The sequence below is a fragment of the Larkinella sp. VNQ87 genome, assembly GCF_049445795.1.
Lineage (GTDB): Bacteria > Bacteroidota > Bacteroidia > Cytophagales > Spirosomataceae > Larkinella.
In genome coordinates this window covers 367,608-382,099 of record NZ_JBMSDT010000006.1, presented here as the reverse complement: position 1 = coordinate 382,099, position 14,492 = coordinate 367,608, and the positions used below count along the sequence as shown (strand labels likewise).

Annotated in this window: 15 protein-coding genes; 6 read left to right on the top strand and 9 right to left on the bottom strand. The window is 56.6% G+C overall.

Translation table 11 applies throughout. From position 1 onward, the window contains the following. Positions 1 to 138 precede the first annotated feature (138 nt). The 6 genes from ACO2Q8_RS12995 to ACO2Q8_RS12970 all read right to left on the bottom strand — a co-directional run bounded on the left by ACO2Q8_RS12995 (position 139) and on the right by ACO2Q8_RS12970 (position 5,449). A complete protein-coding gene (locus ACO2Q8_RS12995; RefSeq protein WP_423345245.1) occupies positions 139 to 582 on the bottom strand; it encodes a GNAT family N-acetyltransferase in 444 nt (147 codons plus the stop codon). A 33-nt stretch (positions 583 to 615) separates the two neighbouring features. Further along, positions 616 to 1,539: a hydroxymethylbilane synthase gene (gene hemC / locus ACO2Q8_RS12990; protein ID WP_423345244.1), complete on the bottom strand. Its 924-nt coding sequence runs from the start codon at positions 1,537 to 1,539 to the stop codon at positions 616 to 618. Between the two features lie 107 nt (positions 1,540 to 1,646). After that, the gene (rimK, locus tag ACO2Q8_RS12985) at positions 1,647 to 2,549 is read right to left on the bottom strand and encodes a 30S ribosomal protein S6--L-glutamate ligase (protein ID WP_423345243.1); all 903 of its coding nucleotides are present in this window, start codon (positions 2,547 to 2,549) and stop codon (positions 1,647 to 1,649) included. Positions 2,550 to 2,617: 68 nt separating this feature from the next. Next, positions 2,618 to 3,094 carry an ATP-dependent zinc protease gene (locus ACO2Q8_RS12980; protein WP_423345242.1) on the bottom strand — a complete coding sequence of 159 codons (477 nt, stop codon included), beginning with the start codon at positions 3,092 to 3,094 and terminating at the stop codon, positions 2,618 to 2,620. After that, on the bottom strand, positions 3,091 to 4,236 hold the full coding sequence (locus ACO2Q8_RS12975; RefSeq protein ID WP_423345241.1) for an ATP-binding protein: 1,146 nt from the start codon (positions 4,234 to 4,236) through the stop codon (positions 3,091 to 3,093). The genes ACO2Q8_RS12980 and ACO2Q8_RS12975 overlap by 4 nt, the downstream gene beginning before the upstream one ends. Positions 4,237 to 4,258: 22 nt before the next feature. Next, positions 4,259 to 5,449 carry a putative sugar nucleotidyl transferase gene (locus tag ACO2Q8_RS12970; RefSeq protein WP_423345240.1) on the bottom strand — a complete coding sequence of 397 codons (1,191 nt, stop codon included), beginning with the start codon at positions 5,447 to 5,449 and terminating at the stop codon, positions 4,259 to 4,261. A gap of 155 nt (positions 5,450 to 5,604) precedes the next feature. On the opposite strand from ACO2Q8_RS12970, the gene ACO2Q8_RS12965 reads away from it, so the two are divergent. From ACO2Q8_RS12965 to nagA, 3 genes are all read left to right on the top strand, one after another. After that, a complete protein-coding gene (locus tag ACO2Q8_RS12965) occupies positions 5,605 to 6,153 on the top strand; it encodes a hypothetical protein (RefSeq protein WP_423345239.1) in 549 nt (182 codons plus the stop codon). Between the two features lie 63 nt (positions 6,154 to 6,216). After that, entirely contained in the window at positions 6,217 to 6,969 is a 753-nt protein-coding gene (locus ACO2Q8_RS12960; protein ID WP_423345238.1) for a shikimate dehydrogenase family protein, read from the top strand. 9 nt (positions 6,970 to 6,978) lie between these two features. Continuing rightward, positions 6,979 to 8,127 (top strand): N-acetylglucosamine-6-phosphate deacetylase, encoded by a 1,149-nt coding sequence (gene nagA, locus ACO2Q8_RS12955; RefSeq protein ID WP_423345237.1) that lies wholly within the window; start codon positions 6,979 to 6,981, stop codon positions 8,125 to 8,127. Between the two features lie 15 nt (positions 8,128 to 8,142). Here the strand turns inward: nagA and ACO2Q8_RS12950 are convergent, their stop codons facing one another. Next, positions 8,143 to 9,018, bottom strand: coding sequence for a phosphatase PAP2 family protein (locus tag ACO2Q8_RS12950; RefSeq protein ID WP_423345236.1), 876 nt, complete (start codon positions 9,016 to 9,018; stop codon positions 8,143 to 8,145). A 231-nt stretch (positions 9,019 to 9,249) separates the two neighbouring features. Between ACO2Q8_RS12950 and ACO2Q8_RS12945 the strand changes: the two genes are divergently transcribed. After that, complete coding sequence (locus ACO2Q8_RS12945; RefSeq protein WP_423345235.1) at positions 9,250 to 9,651, top strand: hypothetical protein; 402 nt, start codon at positions 9,250 to 9,252, stop codon at positions 9,649 to 9,651. 81 nt (positions 9,652 to 9,732) lie between these two features. Here ACO2Q8_RS12945 and ribD read toward each other — a convergent pair whose 3' ends face one another. Further along, positions 9,733 to 10,887, bottom strand: coding sequence for a bifunctional diaminohydroxyphosphoribosylaminopyrimidine deaminase/5-amino-6-(5-phosphoribosylamino)uracil reductase RibD (gene ribD / locus ACO2Q8_RS12940; protein WP_423345278.1), 1,155 nt, complete (start codon positions 10,885 to 10,887; stop codon positions 9,733 to 9,735). 122 nt (positions 10,888 to 11,009) lie between these two features. On the opposite strand from ribD, the gene prmC reads away from it, so the two are divergent. Continuing rightward, the gene (gene prmC / locus ACO2Q8_RS12935) at positions 11,010 to 11,855 is read left to right on the top strand and encodes a peptide chain release factor N(5)-glutamine methyltransferase (RefSeq protein WP_423345234.1); all 846 of its coding nucleotides are present in this window, start codon (positions 11,010 to 11,012) and stop codon (positions 11,853 to 11,855) included. Between the two features lie 81 nt (positions 11,856 to 11,936). Then, the gene (locus ACO2Q8_RS12930; protein WP_423345233.1) at positions 11,937 to 12,908 is read left to right on the top strand and encodes an AAA family ATPase; all 972 of its coding nucleotides are present in this window, start codon (positions 11,937 to 11,939) and stop codon (positions 12,906 to 12,908) included. A 21-nt stretch (positions 12,909 to 12,929) separates the two neighbouring features. Here ACO2Q8_RS12930 and ACO2Q8_RS12925 read toward each other — a convergent pair whose 3' ends face one another. Next, complete coding sequence (locus tag ACO2Q8_RS12925) at positions 12,930 to 14,408, bottom strand: GDSL-type esterase/lipase family protein (RefSeq protein WP_423345232.1); 1,479 nt, start codon at positions 14,406 to 14,408, stop codon at positions 12,930 to 12,932. Positions 14,409 to 14,492 lie beyond the last annotated feature (84 nt).

Genomic DNA, 14,492 nt, shown 5'->3' with positions numbered 1-14,492 from the left:
CCTGAAGGGGGCTGAAACATCCGGATATTTAAGCCCCCTTCAGGGGGTTGGGGGTGAAAAATCCCGGAAATTGTCACTTTGTGTGCTCATCACTCGAGCACTTAACAGCCCTGCCCTTCAGGGGGTTGGGGGTAAAAATCACAATTTGAGCGCAAAATGGTGGCTAACGATGTTAAACCGCTTGTTCAGATAGAGCCGGTGGGCATCGTAGCGCTGGGGGTTCTGGCCCGAATCGAGCGTCACGGCAGCACATCCGGCTTTCCGGGCTTCGGCAATCACAAAATCGAGCAACTGGCTGGCGTAGCCGTTACCGCGCTGATCGGGCAGGGTCGATAAGTCGTCGATATAAAGCGTTGGGCCACTGAACAGCAGATTCATGTACCGGTACCCGATGGCCGCCGGAGACACGGTTTCGGCCGGATTCTGGTCGGTATTGTCGACGTAAGCCAGTACGTAGCGGTCGGTTTGCTGCAGCGACAGAATCCGTTCCAGGGCCTGTTCTTCGGTCAGGTGGGAGCGCAGCGCCACCATCGCGGGCAGGCAACGGCGGACTTCGGCTTCCGTTTGGGCAATTTTAATCATAGAAATTTAACAGTGGGAACTTCGGCCGACAAGTTACAAGTTTTGGCGTACTGCCCGCAAAATTTCGTCCCCACCTTTGGCTAAAATGCTTTCGGCCAGGCTGTGGCCTAACTGCTCGGCCTGCGCCGGGGGGCCGTTAAACCGGTCGCGGAGCAGTTCGCTGCCGTCGAGACTCACCACCCCGCCGGTTAAACTGATTTCGCCGTTTTCCCAGGTGGCCAGGCCAAAAACCGGGATGCTGCAACCGCCTTCCAGCCGACGCAGAAACGCCCGTTCGGCTTTCAGGCAGGCTTCGGTCGGCTCGTGGTTGGTGAGTTGCCGAATGGTATTCAATTTGTCGATGGCTAAGGTCGAAGCGGCTTCGATGGCGACGCTGCCCTGCCCCACGGCGGGCGTAAACTCCCGCGTCGGCAGGTGCTCGGCAATCAGGTCGTCGTACTCCATCCGGTGAACGCCCGCGTAGGCCAGCAGCAGGGCGTCGCACTGGCCTTCTTCCAGCTTCCGCAGCCGGGTCTGGAGGTTGCCCCGCATGTCGACGGTTTTGATGTGCGGACAAAAGTGCTTCAGCATCGCCACCCGGCGCGTCGACGACGTACCGACCACAAACTCACGGCCGCTGGTCAGCGACAGGCTTTTGTCGTGGCTCACCAGCACGTCGTTGACCCGCTCGCGCTCGGTGAAGGCAATGATCGACAGATCGCCGGGCAGCGACGATTGCAGGTCCTTGGCGCTGTGCACCGCAATGTCGATGGTTCCGGCCCGAAGCTGGTCTTCCAGTTCCTGCGTAAAAACGCCCTTGCTCCCGATTTTCGCCAGCGAACGATCCAGAATCTGATCGCCCTTGGTTTCAATCAATACCAGTTCCGATTCGACCCCGGCCGTTTTCAGCAAATCCTGAATGTAATACGCCTGCCACAGCGCCAGCCGACTGCCGCGCGTTCCAATTTTAATATTCATAACTCAAAATGAATTATGAATTATGAGTTATGAATTATGAATTGATCGCACGCGTAGTTTATGGCGGCAGCCCATTCATAATTCATCATTCATAATTCATCATTGTTTTAAACCCCCACCGTGTCCACTTCGTCCGTGGGGATTTTTTCTTCAATGTATTCAACAATCTGACCGGCGACGTCGATGCCGGTCGTTTTTTCGATGCCTTCCAAACCCGGCGAGGAGTTGACTTCGAGCACCAGCGGCCCCCGGTGCGACTGGAGCATATCGACCCCGGCCACCCGCAAACCGAGCGCTTTGGCGGCATTGACGGCTGTCCACTCTTCGTCGGGCGTGAGCAAAACCGCCTGGCCGGTGCCGCCCCGGTGCAGGTTCGAGCGAAACTCGCCTTCCTTGCCCTGCCGCTTCATGGCCCCCACCACCCGGCCGCCCACAACGAACGCCCGGACATCGGCTCCTTTTGCCTCGGCAATATACTCTTGAATGAGCACATTTGCTTTCAGCCCGTAAAAAGCCTCGATGGTCGACCGGGCGGTTTTGGCGGTTTCGGCCAGCACTACGCCCAGGCCCTGGGTACCTTCGAGGAGTTTGATCACCACCGGCGGACCACCCACCAGCGTCATCAGGTTCTCAACATCCTTGGGGTGCCGGGCAAACACGGTTTTGGGCAGGCCGACGCCCGCTTTCGACAGCACCTGCAAGCTCCGCAGTTTGTTGCGCGACCGCGTGATGGCCTGCGAGCGGGCCGTGGTGAACACCTTCATCATTTCAAACTGCCGGACCACCGCGCAGCCGTAATCGGTCACGGAAGCACCGATGCGGGGCACAATGGCGTCGATCTGTTCAAGCGGCTGGCCTTTGTACAAGACCTCCGGTTTGCCGCCTTCAATCATGACCTGGCACCGCAGGTGATCGATTACGAGGGGTTCGTGCCCGTGTTGCCCAGCTGCCTCCACCAACCGGCGCGTCGAATACAGTTCGGGCTTGCTCGACAAAATAGCAATACGCATATACGTTGTGTACGAAAAGTCGGTTGATCAGAAACGGGGAAGACCGAACCCGGGCTTTCAGGCAAACGTCAGGAAGCCGGGTTCTGTTGTTTCATCTGGTACGAAACGTTTTGGAGTGATACGTCAACAACAAATTTGTTACGCAATAGTTTGCGGCCCAGCAACACCGGAAACCGCATCGTGCCCCGGTTGGCCAGCGAAAATTCGGCCCGGATGAGCCGCCCCATGATCAGCACGCGGGTTTTGATGACAAACCGTTTCTCGGACTGACCAAAGGAATTTTTAATCGTTTTGTACTGAAATTGGTCGGTTACAAATTGTTTCTTCTTCCGGCCCCGCTCGCCCATCAGCGTAAACCGCAGTTGGGAACGGTCGCCCTTCGACACCAGTTTAACATCCGTACAATGCAGCGCGGAGGTGTAAGCCCCGGTGTCGATTTTCGACTCGACATCGGTCCAACCCAAATCCGGAAAATCGATCCGGTCCGAAAAACCGATCACCTGCCGGGGTCGTTCAGCCGCAACGGCTTGCTTGGAGCGCATCATTTTCCGTTGCGGATCAAACTGCTGAAACTGAGCGATAAATCCATCATGACCATTTTGGCCCGGACGTTTCGTTCGATGTGAAAAACCGCTTCGTTCAACTGACTGACCATGTTTTCGAGGTGGACCGGTTCGAGCACTTTGCTGAAATTCTCCACAAACGTACGTTCTTCGTCGGGGAGTCGCAAGAGTTCGGTGGCGCCGTGTTTCCACAAAAATAAATCCCGGCAGAGACTCAGGCTGTAATCGAGCAGTCCGCGCTGTTTTTCCTTGCCCAGGCTGTCGAACTGGTCGGCCTGCCGGATGAGCGCAATCAGGTCCTGCCGGTAACAGCAGCGCATCCATTCGGCAAACCAGCCGTGCCGGTCGGCAGTGGGTTCGCCTTCGGTCCGTTCGGGCTCTTCGCTCACCATCCGAATCGCTTCCGACAGGTTGCCGTCGGCCAGGTAAGCCAGTTGACGGGCGCGTTTTTCGGGCACATTCAGGTGCTGGCGCAGGTGCATCGCCACTTCCTCGTCGGTAAACGCCTGCACGGCCACCCGCTGCGTCCGCGACAGGATCGTGATCAGCAGTTTATCGGCCTGATTGGTCACCAGCAGAAAGAGCGTCCGGGCGGGCGGTTCTTCCAGCAGTTTCAACAGGGCGTTGGCCGTGGCGGTGTGCAGATTTTCGGCGCACCAGATCAGCACGATTTTGTATTCGCCTTCGTACGCTTTCAGCGACAGCTTGCCGACCAGTTCGCGCGCTTCCTCCACGGGAATGTTGCCCTGTTTCAGGTTGACGGCCGCCAGCCACTCGTCCAGCACGCGATACGGATGTTCACCGACAAATTTGCGCCATTCGGGCAGCAGCGTTTCGCTGGTTACTTTGCTCCCGGCCACGGGCATGATGATCGACAAATCCGGGTGAACCAGCTTTTGCATTTTGGTACAGGACGGGCAACGGCCGCAGGAATCCGCCAGTCCGTCGGCCCCGCTTTGCCGGTCTTCGCAGTTGACGAAGGTGGCAAAGGCCAGCGCTAGCGCCAGGTTGGCGCTGCCCGGTGGCCCGTCGAAAAGCTGGGCGTGGGCCAGGTGGTTGGTCTGCACGGCCCGCACAAGCGCCCGCTTCGTCTCCTCGTGTCCGATGATTTCGCTGAATTGCATACCTGCGCGTTCCGTTCGTGCATTACTGAATTTCTTTGGAAAACCGGTAAACGTCCCGCAGGATGTTTACCGCCACCTCGTCAAAGGCGACACCCCGGCGGCTGACGGTTTCGCGGGCCACCTGAATGGCTTTTTCGAGCCGGTAATCCGTGAAGCCCTCGGCCCCACCGCCCCACGAAAACGACGGAATGTGTTTGGGCTGAAAACCGGCCCCGAATACGTTGACATTCACGCCCACGACCGTGCCGGTGTTGAACATCGTGTTGATGCCCGCCTTCGTGTAGTCGCCCATCATCAGCCCGCAAAATAGCCGACCGGTATTTTCGAGCCGGTGGGTGGCATAACTGTAAAGCTGGACGTTGGTGTAGTCGTTTTTCAGGTTCGAATTATTGGTATTGGCCCCCAGGTTGCACCATTCACCGATGACCGAGTTGCCCAGAAAACCGTCGTGGCCTTTGTTGCTATAGCCGAAAAAAACCGAGTTGCTCACCTCCCCGCCCACTTTCGTGTACGGACCGATGGTGGTGTTGCTGCGCATTTTGCCGCCCCAGTTGACGGTTGCGTGGTCGCAGAGCGCGAACGGCCCGAGCATGACGGTTCCTTCCTGAATCACCGCGTTCCGACCGATGTAAATCGGTCCGTTTTCGGCGTTCAGCACAGCCGCGCGAATGACGGCCCCTTCTTCTACGAAAATGTTTTCGGGGGCGTAGCAACGGGTGTGGGGATCGGTAATCGGCTGGGAGATCCGGCCCGCCGTCAGAAGGTCAAAATCCGCCCGAATCTGCTCGCCGTTCTGCACAAAAATATCCGGCAGACTTTGGATGATTGTCAGCGGTTCGGCAAAAACCGCCAGCGTCTCCGCATCCTGCGCGGTCGGAGCTCCGGTGAGCGGTTTTTCGGTGCGCAAGGCCAGGAGCAAACCATCCGGGTTCACCAATCCCTGCCCGACATTCAATCCATTCAGCGCATCAATCAGTGCCTTAGTTGGGCAAACCGCACCGTTTACGAAAAACCTCTCAGCATCTGTCCGCATCGGGTATTTCCTTTGCAGGTATCCTTCGGTCAGAAACGAAGGACGGTTTTGAAGCCGCGCGGCCCATTTTTCCGTGATGGTGCAGATTCCAACCCGAATTTCGCTCACTGGCCGGGTGAAGGTAAACGGTAACAGGGCCGTGCGAATCGTCGGATCGTCAAACAGAATCAGGTTGTGCATACGTCACTCGACAGTCTGGCTGCAAATATCCGGGTTAATCGGGAAAGTGACAGCGCGTTTAGTGGCAAATAAATTTTTTCATGTGTCATTTAAACCATTTAGGCGTCTAAATGGTCAGTGTACATAAGAATGGCTAATCACCATCCATACCATCCATGAAGAACATTCTATTGCTGGCCTTAATCGGTTTTTTGCTGAATTGTGATAATAAGAAAATAGGCGTTCCCCAGCTTCCCAACTGCGGGAACTTCATGGCCCTGAAAAACAAGCAGGAATGGTCGGCGGCTTCAACGGCCACGTTTTTCCACCACGACAGTGTCAATGTTATGGTTGAGGAATGTGAACGATTCCACGCGGCCGGAGAGGTCGAATGGCTCAGTATCAACCAACTGCCCACTAAGCCCGGCAGTTATTCTCTGCAACCAACCCGCTGGGAATCCCTCAACGGCACCCCGCTTTCCGCCTGGGCGTATACCCGGATCGGTGACAAAGCCACCGGCGACCGGTACAATCTGTACGTAGCAAAAACCGAGAAGAACGAAGTAATTATTGACGCTTATAATCCCACAACCCGGCAACTGGAAGGTCATCTGAACGCGACGTTCGTGATCGATCCGGAAAGCGATTCGCCCGGCCGCACAGGTGCAGATACCATCCGGATTCGGGATGCCATTTTTTCGGTCGTGGTCAAAACCGCAATTTAAGTCATTCCGTAGCGGCTTTCCCGGTTTTGGTTGTAGCTTTGGGCAACCGATTTCAGCCACGCTATGCACCGTTACGGACTGATTGGGTACCCGCTGACCCATTCGTTTTCCCAGAAATATTTTACCGAAAAGTTTGAAAAAGAAGGCATTCCGGACAGCCGCTACGAGTTGTTCGAACTGCCGGACATTTCGGCTTTCCCGAACCTGATCGCGTCGACGCCCGACCTCGTCGGCCTGAACGTTACGATTCCGCACAAACAGGCCGTCGTTCCGTTTCTCGACGAACTTGATCCGGCCTCGGCCGGGCGCATCGGAGCCGTCAATACCATCCGGATTCTGCCCGATGGCCGGAAAATCGGTTATAACACCGACTATTACGGGTTTCGCTTATCGCTAGAAGACTGGCTTCGCTCCCTGGAAATAGGCCCGCAAACCCTTCATGCGTTGGTGTTGGGTAACGGCGGGGCCGCCAAAGCCGTCCTGACCGCCCTCGACGACCTGCAAATCCGATACCGGCTCATTTCACGCCGACAAACCGCCGAAGCACTGGCCTACGAATCGATCACGCCCGAAATCCTGGACGAATACCGCCTGATTATCAACACGTCGCCGGTTGGTATGTATCCAAACGTGGACGACAGCCCGGCGATTCCGTACGGGATGCTGACGAAGCGCCATCTGCTCTACGACCTGGTGTACAATCCGGTCGAAACCCGGTTTTTGCAACAGGGCCGTGAGCACGGCGCGGCCACACACAACGGACTGCCCATGCTGCATTTGCAGGCCGAAAAAGCCTGGGAAATCTGGAATCAATAGGCTTCCGTCATGCAGGAACTTACCCTCACCAACGCGATGGTTTTTACCGGAACCGGGGTGCTGACCGGGGCCTCGGTGCGCATCGCCAACGGCCTGATTCAGGAGGTAACGACGAGCCGGTTGGCTGATGCGAACGCGATGGATTTGCGGGGTCAATGGCTCGTACCGGGCTTGGTTGATTTGCAGGTGTACGGCGGCTCCGAGCAGTTTCTGAATGCAGCGCCCACGGCCCAAACCGTTTCTCATCTTTATGAAACACACCTGAAAAACGGCACGACTTCGGTGCTGCCCACGCTGTTTTCGTCCGCCCACGAAGCCGTTTTGCAAGCGATAGAAGCCGTTCGGGAAGTCCGACAAACCAATCCCGTGGGTGTGCTGGGCCTGCACCTTGAAGGGCCGTATGTCAATCCGGTCAAACGCGGGGTTCACAGCGCGTTGCACGTTCGGTCACCGATTGAGAGTGAATTGAACGATATTCTCAAAAAAGGGCGTGACGTGGTGCAAATTCTGACCCTCGCGCCCGAACTATTCCCTTCGGAGCAGCTTTCTGACCTTATCCGGCCAGCGTCCGACGCCGGAATCCGGCTGTCGCTGGGCCACAGTAACGCAACGTATCAGGAAGCCACGGCGGCTTTTCAGGCTGGTATTCCACTGGCAACGCACCTGTATAACGCCATGCGTCCGTTCGAGAGCCGGGAACCGGGCTGCGTCGGGGCCATTTTCGACCATCCAACGGTTCGGGCCAGCATCGTGGCCGACGGTTTTCACTGCGACTGGGCGACGATCCGGATCGCCAAACGCCTACTCGGCGACCGTCTGTTTCTGATCTCGGACGCGCTGTTTGCCAACCCACCCCGGGCTTCCTGCACCTTCGAAGACCTGGCGATTCGGTACGAAGACGGGCGCTATACGAACACGGCCGGGCAGTTGGCCGGTTCGTCCATTACCCTGCTCGACGCTGTTCGGAACGTCATCCGGCATGTCGGTATTGACCCGGCCGAAGCGTTTCGGATGGCATCCACCGTTCCGGCTGACATCCTGGGCCTAGGCAGTTCGCTGGGAAAAATCGAGCCCGGTTTTGTGGCCAATCTGGTCGTGCTGACGGATTCGCTGACCGTTTCGGATGTGATAGTGGGAGGTCGGCTCACGTCTCGTTGAGCGTCTGGAGTACCGTCAAAAATTAACCAGCAGTCCCACGGGCGTCACCTTGACCGAAATGGCGCGGTTGGCTTTCACGAGGGGATACAGGCGTACTACACTTTCAGCAAAGGCAATGCCCAGGGCCGTGCCCAAAAATACGTCGGAGAGCCAATGCGCGCCCACATAAATCCGGGACGCGCTCGTGATAATCGGTAAGGCATAAAAAACCACTTTCAGCGGCACATACGGGACCTGCTTCGCCAGCACCCAGAACGTCGCCGTCGCCAGGCTGGCGTGGCCCGACGGAAACGAGTGGTAAGCCGGTCCGCCGAAGGGCTTGAAGGCGACGTTTCCCAGCCCGGTATTGGGCCGGGGCCGACCGAAAATTTCCTTGGAAGCGGTTTGGATCAGTCCGGACGTGGTGACCGACGCAATCACCATGATGCCCGTATCCCGGAGCCAGTCGTTGTTCAACAGCACCCCACTGCCCCAGAGCGTGAGCATAATGGGGTAATTAAGCTGCGGTTGCCCAAGCCGAAACCCGACCCGTTCCAGCCGGTCAAGCGCCGGGGTTTGGTTTCGCTGAGTGAACGCATACAACTCTTTTTCAATTAATAACCCGGCGGCTGAGATTGCCAGGGCCCCGCCAAACCGGAGAACATCCCGTTTCTGCCAGTGCAGGGGCCGGGCGTAGGCCTTCACAATCGTGTGGAAGGTGTTGACACCGTCCTGCGCAACCCGGTGAAAAATTCCTGAGCGAACCGGTTTTTCCGCGACCGTCACGGCATTGGTATCGATGATCACCCGCGTACTGTCCTGCGCCAGCACGTTGCCGCAAAAAAGACTCAGAAAGGCTGCACTCCATACGAGTCTTCTACCAAATTTTTCCTTCCCAAAGAGGTGATTCATGAAGTATTCAATGAAGGACCAAAACTGATGCAAGCTAGTTAAACTCTTTTACTCGGCCGGAAAAACCGGATTGACTGGAACAAATTTTCCACCCAAAACCGGTTTTCTCGCCTTTTTCCCAAAAGTACCAGCGATTGACTCATTTGTGACAGCGTTTCCCCGGCCATCTCCCGACCTTTGACTCATCCAAAACGGATTAAACAAACCGACACAACACAAACAACATACGCCATGAAAACGCTCGTAAACACTCTCTTCGCTGCTTTCACCCTGACGGTTTTTAGTTTCACTGCCTCAGTAGCCGAACCCCACAAACCCATCGGTCGTCCGCAAAAAGCTGCGGCTTTTCAAAGTGGGATGTACCCCACCACGGACAGCAAACTTCATGTGGCCATCGACAAACAAATCGGCAGTCCGGTCGTGGTTCAATTGAAAAACAACGCAGGGACCACCTTGTTCGTGCAGCAGATTGGGAAAAATCAGGCCACGGCCAGGCTGCGGATGGATGTCAGCAACCTGCCCGATGGCGAGTATCAGGTGGTGATCAGCAACGGAGCCGAAACAACGACCCAGAACGTTACGCTGGCAACCCAAAAACCCGACCAACCCACCCGCCAGATTGCCATCCAGTAAATGGCGGTTTTGCCAAACAGTAAACAACAACTCGCTCTACAAATCAGAAAGGCGGATTTGAAAGGATTCGCCTTTTCGTTCTTAGCCGGCACTACCGATAGCCCGGTAGGTCATCAACCAATCCTCCCCTACCCGCTCCGTATCGACCAGCCGCCCGCGAACCGTCGGAGCAGCCAGCCCTTCGCCCAGTACCTTCGTGCTTTTAAAGACCCGGACCTCATCCCAAAGTCCCCGGCTCAGGAAGCTTTCCAGCAAAGCCGCCCCGCCTTCGATCACCACCGACTGGATTTTTTGCCGGTACAGATCGGCGATGAGTTGGGGAAGAAACGGGGCTTCGGGGTCTAGCTGGACATATTTTGTCATACTTCCTGAAATCGGTGCTTTTACCCCTAAAGTCGAGCGCGACCCCGGCCCTAAAGGGGACTTTGTGAATCCGGATTTTACTCTGTCCAAGTCCCCTTTAGGGCCGGGGTCGCGCTCGACTTTAGGAGTATTCATAACGGTTTCGTCCACTGGCGAAACCGTATATACCAATGTCGGCTGCGAACCGTCGAAAAGGTGCAGTGAGGGCGGCAGTTGCAACGCTTTATCGATGACAATCCGGACCGGATTCCGGCCGACCCACGACCGGACGTTCAGTTGCGGGTTGTCGTAGCGGGCGGTGTTGGTCCCGATCAGAAAAGCATCTTCTTCCGTCCGCCATTGGTGCACCCGCTGCCGCGAAAGCGCGCTGCTGATCGGAATGGGCTGAAAATCAGTCGGAGCCAGAAACCCGTCGGCGGTTTCGGCCCATTTCAGGATCAGATAGGGACGTTGCTGTTCGATGAAGGTAAAAAACCGGCGGTTCAGTTCCCGGCCTTCTTCGGTCAGCAGCCCGGTTTCTACCTCGATTCCGGCCGCCCGCAGTTTTGCCAACCCGCGACCGGCCACCAGCGGATTGGGGTCGTCGTTGCAGACCACCACTTTCTTCACCCGTTTTTCGATCAGCAGATCGGCGCAGGGCGGGGTTTTCCCGAAATGCGAACAAGGTTCGAGCGTCACGTAGACAGTCGATTCAGGCAACAGCGCTTCGTCGGCCACCGAGCGTATGGCGTTGACTTCGGCGTGTGGGCCGCCATACTGCCGGTGCCAGCCTTCGCCGATGATGCGGTTTTGGTAGACAATCACACAGCCCACCAGCGGGTTCGGGCTGACGTGCCCCCGGCCCAGACAGGCCAGTTGGAGGGCGCGGGACATAAAAATCAGGTCGTCGGTCACCGGTTTTTGGGGTCCGTTTGATGAAACCGCTGTAAAGAAATCGGTAAAATCCATAAAATCTGTCGGACGAAGGCTTAGATTTACGCAAATTTTCCGTCCGCATGATGACAGCCAAGTCGTTATTTGATTCGCTGGTGGGTCGTTTGGAAGGGTACCGCCCGGAAGAAGCCCGCGCAATCGTATTTTTGTTGCTCGAACACTACCTCCTGCTCCGCCGAACCGATGTGGTCGCCGGAAAACCGATTCCGGCCACGCCCCCGCAACCCGATTGGGACGAGTTGGTCCGTCGGCTGAACCAGCACGAACCCGTTCAGCACCTCATCGGGACAACGGAGTTTTGCGGACTGGAGTTTCAGGTTTCTCCGGCGGTGTTGATTCCGCGCCCCGAAACCGAGGAACTGATCCGGCTCATCGTGCGGGATTATGCCGAAACGACCGGCCAACTGAACATCATCGACATCGGCACCGGCAGCGGCTGCATCGCTGTCACGCTGGCGCGGTTTCTGCCCCAGGCGTCGGTTCTGGCCTGGGACGTGTCGCCCGAAGCCCTGGACGTAGCCCGGTTGAACGCCCGGACGCTGCTAGCGGAGGTTGATTTCGAGCAACGCGATATCCTGAATGTGGGCGAAGAAAACCGGCGGTTCGAGTGCGTGGTCAGCAATCCGCCGTACGTCACGTTGTCGGAAGCCGAACAAATGGAAACGAACGTGCTACGCTACGAGCCGCATCTGGCGTTGTTTGTCGAAGACCAGGATCCGTTATTGTTTTACAAGGCCGTCGCCGATTTCGGGCACCAGCATCTGACAGCAGGCGGAGCCTGTTACGTCGAAATCAACGAGCGGTTCGGCCCCCAGACGCAGCAGGTTTTCGAAGAACGCGACTACCATAACGTCCAGATTTTCAAGGATATTCACGGAAAAGAACGATTTGTTAAAGCGGTTAAATAATAACGAATATTGAATAACGAATAGCGAAGTAATTGGCCGTTTTTCGTTATTCAATATTCGTTATTCGATATTCGATATTGTATGACATCAGACATTACCTATCATACCAAAATCCGCCAGGTGTTCGACGAGATGGGCAAGGTGGTGGTGGGGCAGCAGGCACTGCTCAACCGGCTGCTCATTGGCTTGTTTACGGGCGGTCATATCCTGCTGGAAGGCGTACCCGGTTTGGCGAAAACGCTGACCATCAACACGCTGGCGAAGGCGCTGCAACTGGATTTTCAGCGGATTCAGTTTACGCCCGACCTGCTGCCCGCCGACCTGGTCGGTACGATGATTTTTAACCAGAAATCGGGTGATTTCGAGGTGAAGCAGGGGCCGATTTTTGCCAACCTCATTCTGGCCGACGAGGTCAACCGCTCGCCCGCCAAGGTGCAGTCGGCGCTGCTGGAAGCCATGCAGGAAAAGCAGGTCACGATTGGGGAAGAAACCTTCATTCTGGATAAGCCGTTTCTGGTGTTGGCGACGCAGAACCCGGTCGAGCAGGAAGGAACCTATCCACTGCCAGAAGCCCAGATCGACCGGTTTATGATGAAGGTGTTCGTCGGTTATCTGTCGAAAGACGAGGAACTGGAGGTGATGCGCCGGATGGCGAACCTGAATTTTGATTACGAAGTCCAGCCGGTGTTGGACAAGGAAGATATTGTTGCGATCAAGAACGAGATCAACAAAATCACGATTTCGGAAACGCTCGAACGCTATATCATCGAACTGGTGTTTGCTACCCGCCGACCGTTCGACTACAACCTGCGCGACGAAGCCCGGTACATCCAGTACGGCGTGTCGCCCCGCGCCAGCATCCACCTCAACCGGGCGGCCAAGGCCCTCGCCTATTTCGACCAGCGGGATTATGTCTTGCCGGAAGATATCAAGGAAGTAGCCCCGGACGTGTTCAACCACCGCATTCTGCTCAACTACGAAGCCGAAGCCGACGGTGTCACGACCCTGCAAATCATCGACTCAATTCTGCGAAAAGTAGCCATTGGGCGGTAGGCTTCAAAACCGCCCGATGGACTAATTGGTTGCCCAAACCGCCTTCCGAATGGCTTCACCCCAGAAAATGCCCAGCGTGGCCGAGCCTTGTTTGTTGGGATGCAGGAAAAACGTGCCCTGCTGGCCGGTTTCGTGCTGGAAGTCGGTCAGGTAATGGGTTTTGAAGTAGGCAAACCCCTGCGTATCGCCGATGTAAACCTGCCCCGGATGCGTCGTTCCGTACGCTGACACCAGCGCGTCAATCTTTGGGAAATACGTTTGCAAACGATCCAGGCCTTCCTGCAAGTATTTCGAGCGGTTATAGGTGGTCGGGCTGTACCAGATCGGGTGGTGAATGACCAGCTTGCAGCCCGGATAATCGGTCAGCAACCGGTCGGCGATGGTTTTGAGGTTGGCGCGGTAGGCTTCGGGCGAAACCGGCGCGCCGTTGGGTCCTTGGATGGCGCTGTCGTTGGTGCCCAGCACGATGGAAAACACCAGTTGTCCCACCGGATCGGTTTTAAAACCGTCAGCCGCCTGGATCACCTTGCCAAAAGCCTTGTTGGTTGCAGGCAGAAAATCGACGGTGGTGTAACCGCCCACGCCCTGGTTCGAAAACACTACGGAATCGATTCCGGCCTGCTGCTTCAGGTAGGCCGTCGCCGAAACCGGTGGCGCTTCCGTCTGCCGGTTCTGCAAGCCCGCACCCGCCGTGATGCTGTTGCCGATAAAAACGATGTTCAGTTTCACCGATTTGGGCGGAGCCAGGGCAGATGCCTGGAAGATTCCGGCAGCAACCCGTTCCTTTTGCAACTCGGCCAGATCCGGTTTTTCGCGCACCTGATCACCGGCTTCCAGCGCAGCCGTAATGACCGGAATCCAGCGCTGCTGTCCTTCCCGGTTCAGGTGCAGACCGTCGGCCATGAACAGTTCCTTTCGCGGTTTGCCGTCTTTTCCGTCCGTCAGCGGCACCACGTCGATGTAGTACAACCCGTCCAACTTTCCGGCCAGCGCTTTGACCTGGTCATTAAATCGGTTCGCTTGTTTCCAAACCGCGTGCCGGGCGGGCGAGTGTCGGTTTGCGACGAAATAGACCTCCGCCAGCGGATTTTCCTGCCAGAGTTTTGCCAGAAAGGCTTGGAAGTTTTTTACAACCGTTTCGGGCGCATCGCCGTTAGCCAGGTCGTTGCCCCCGCAGGAGAAGACGATGCGGGCGGGGTGGTGTGGCAGAATAATCCGGTCCATCACCCGCAGCACATCCGGGATGGTGGCTCCGCCGAAGCCCCGGTTGACCGGGCTAAACCGGCTGAAATCCTCTTCCAGCGTTGAACCCCACAACCGCCAGGTCGAACTGCCGACAAAGAACGTCGAACCGGGAATCGGCGGATCGTTGGCAGCTTTGGTTTCGTAAGCTTTAATTTCGGACTCGAAGCGGGGTTCCTGCGCCCTGACGCTAGCCGCCGTGACCAGCCCGATTAGAAAAAGAAGGAAAAAACTCGGAAATCGGAGTCTGTTAGCCACTGGCAGGGTCATTTCGGTGATCAGTTCTTTTCTCATCCGAAAGCAGCCCCGGCCCGGATCTTACTCGTTAGCGGACGTGAGCCG

What these genes read in the sequence shown, in the direction of transcription:
- ACO2Q8_RS12970 (WP_423345240.1), bottom strand. Translation starts at nt 5,449, where the DNA reads ATGCACAACCTGATTCTGTTTGACGATCCGACGATTCGCACGGCCCTG.
- ACO2Q8_RS12995 (WP_423345245.1), bottom strand. Translation starts at nt 582, where the DNA reads ATGATTAAAATTGCCCAAACGGAAGCCGAAGTCCGCCGTTGCCTGCCC.
- ACO2Q8_RS12980 (WP_423345242.1), bottom strand. Translation starts at nt 3,094, where the DNA reads ATGATGCGCTCCAAGCAAGCCGTTGCGGCTGAACGACCCCGGCAGGTG.
- ribD (WP_423345278.1), bottom strand. Translation starts at nt 10,887, where the DNA reads ATGTCCCGCGCCCTCCAACTGGCCTGTCTGGGCCGGGGGCACGTCAGC.
- rimK (WP_423345243.1), bottom strand. Translation starts at nt 2,549, where the DNA reads ATGCGTATTGCTATTTTGTCGAGCAAGCCCGAACTGTATTCGACGCGC.
- nagA (WP_423345237.1), top strand. Translation starts at nt 6,979, where the DNA reads ATGCAGGAACTTACCCTCACCAACGCGATGGTTTTTACCGGAACCGGG.
- ACO2Q8_RS12945 (WP_423345235.1), top strand. Translation starts at nt 9,250, where the DNA reads ATGAAAACGCTCGTAAACACTCTCTTCGCTGCTTTCACCCTGACGGTT.
- hemC (WP_423345244.1), bottom strand. Translation starts at nt 1,539, where the DNA reads ATGAATATTAAAATTGGAACGCGCGGCAGTCGGCTGGCGCTGTGGCAG.
- ACO2Q8_RS12930 (WP_423345233.1), top strand. Translation starts at nt 11,937, where the DNA reads ATGACATCAGACATTACCTATCATACCAAAATCCGCCAGGTGTTCGAC.
- ACO2Q8_RS12960 (WP_423345238.1), top strand. Translation starts at nt 6,217, where the DNA reads ATGCACCGTTACGGACTGATTGGGTACCCGCTGACCCATTCGTTTTCC.
- prmC (WP_423345234.1), top strand. Translation starts at nt 11,010, where the DNA reads ATGATGACAGCCAAGTCGTTATTTGATTCGCTGGTGGGTCGTTTGGAA.
- ACO2Q8_RS12950 (WP_423345236.1), bottom strand. Translation starts at nt 9,018, where the DNA reads ATGAATCACCTCTTTGGGAAGGAAAAATTTGGTAGAAGACTCGTATGG.
- ACO2Q8_RS12965 (WP_423345239.1), top strand. Translation starts at nt 5,605, where the DNA reads ATGAAGAACATTCTATTGCTGGCCTTAATCGGTTTTTTGCTGAATTGT.
- ACO2Q8_RS12975 (WP_423345241.1), bottom strand. Translation starts at nt 4,236, where the DNA reads ATGCAATTCAGCGAAATCATCGGACACGAGGAGACGAAGCGGGCGCTT.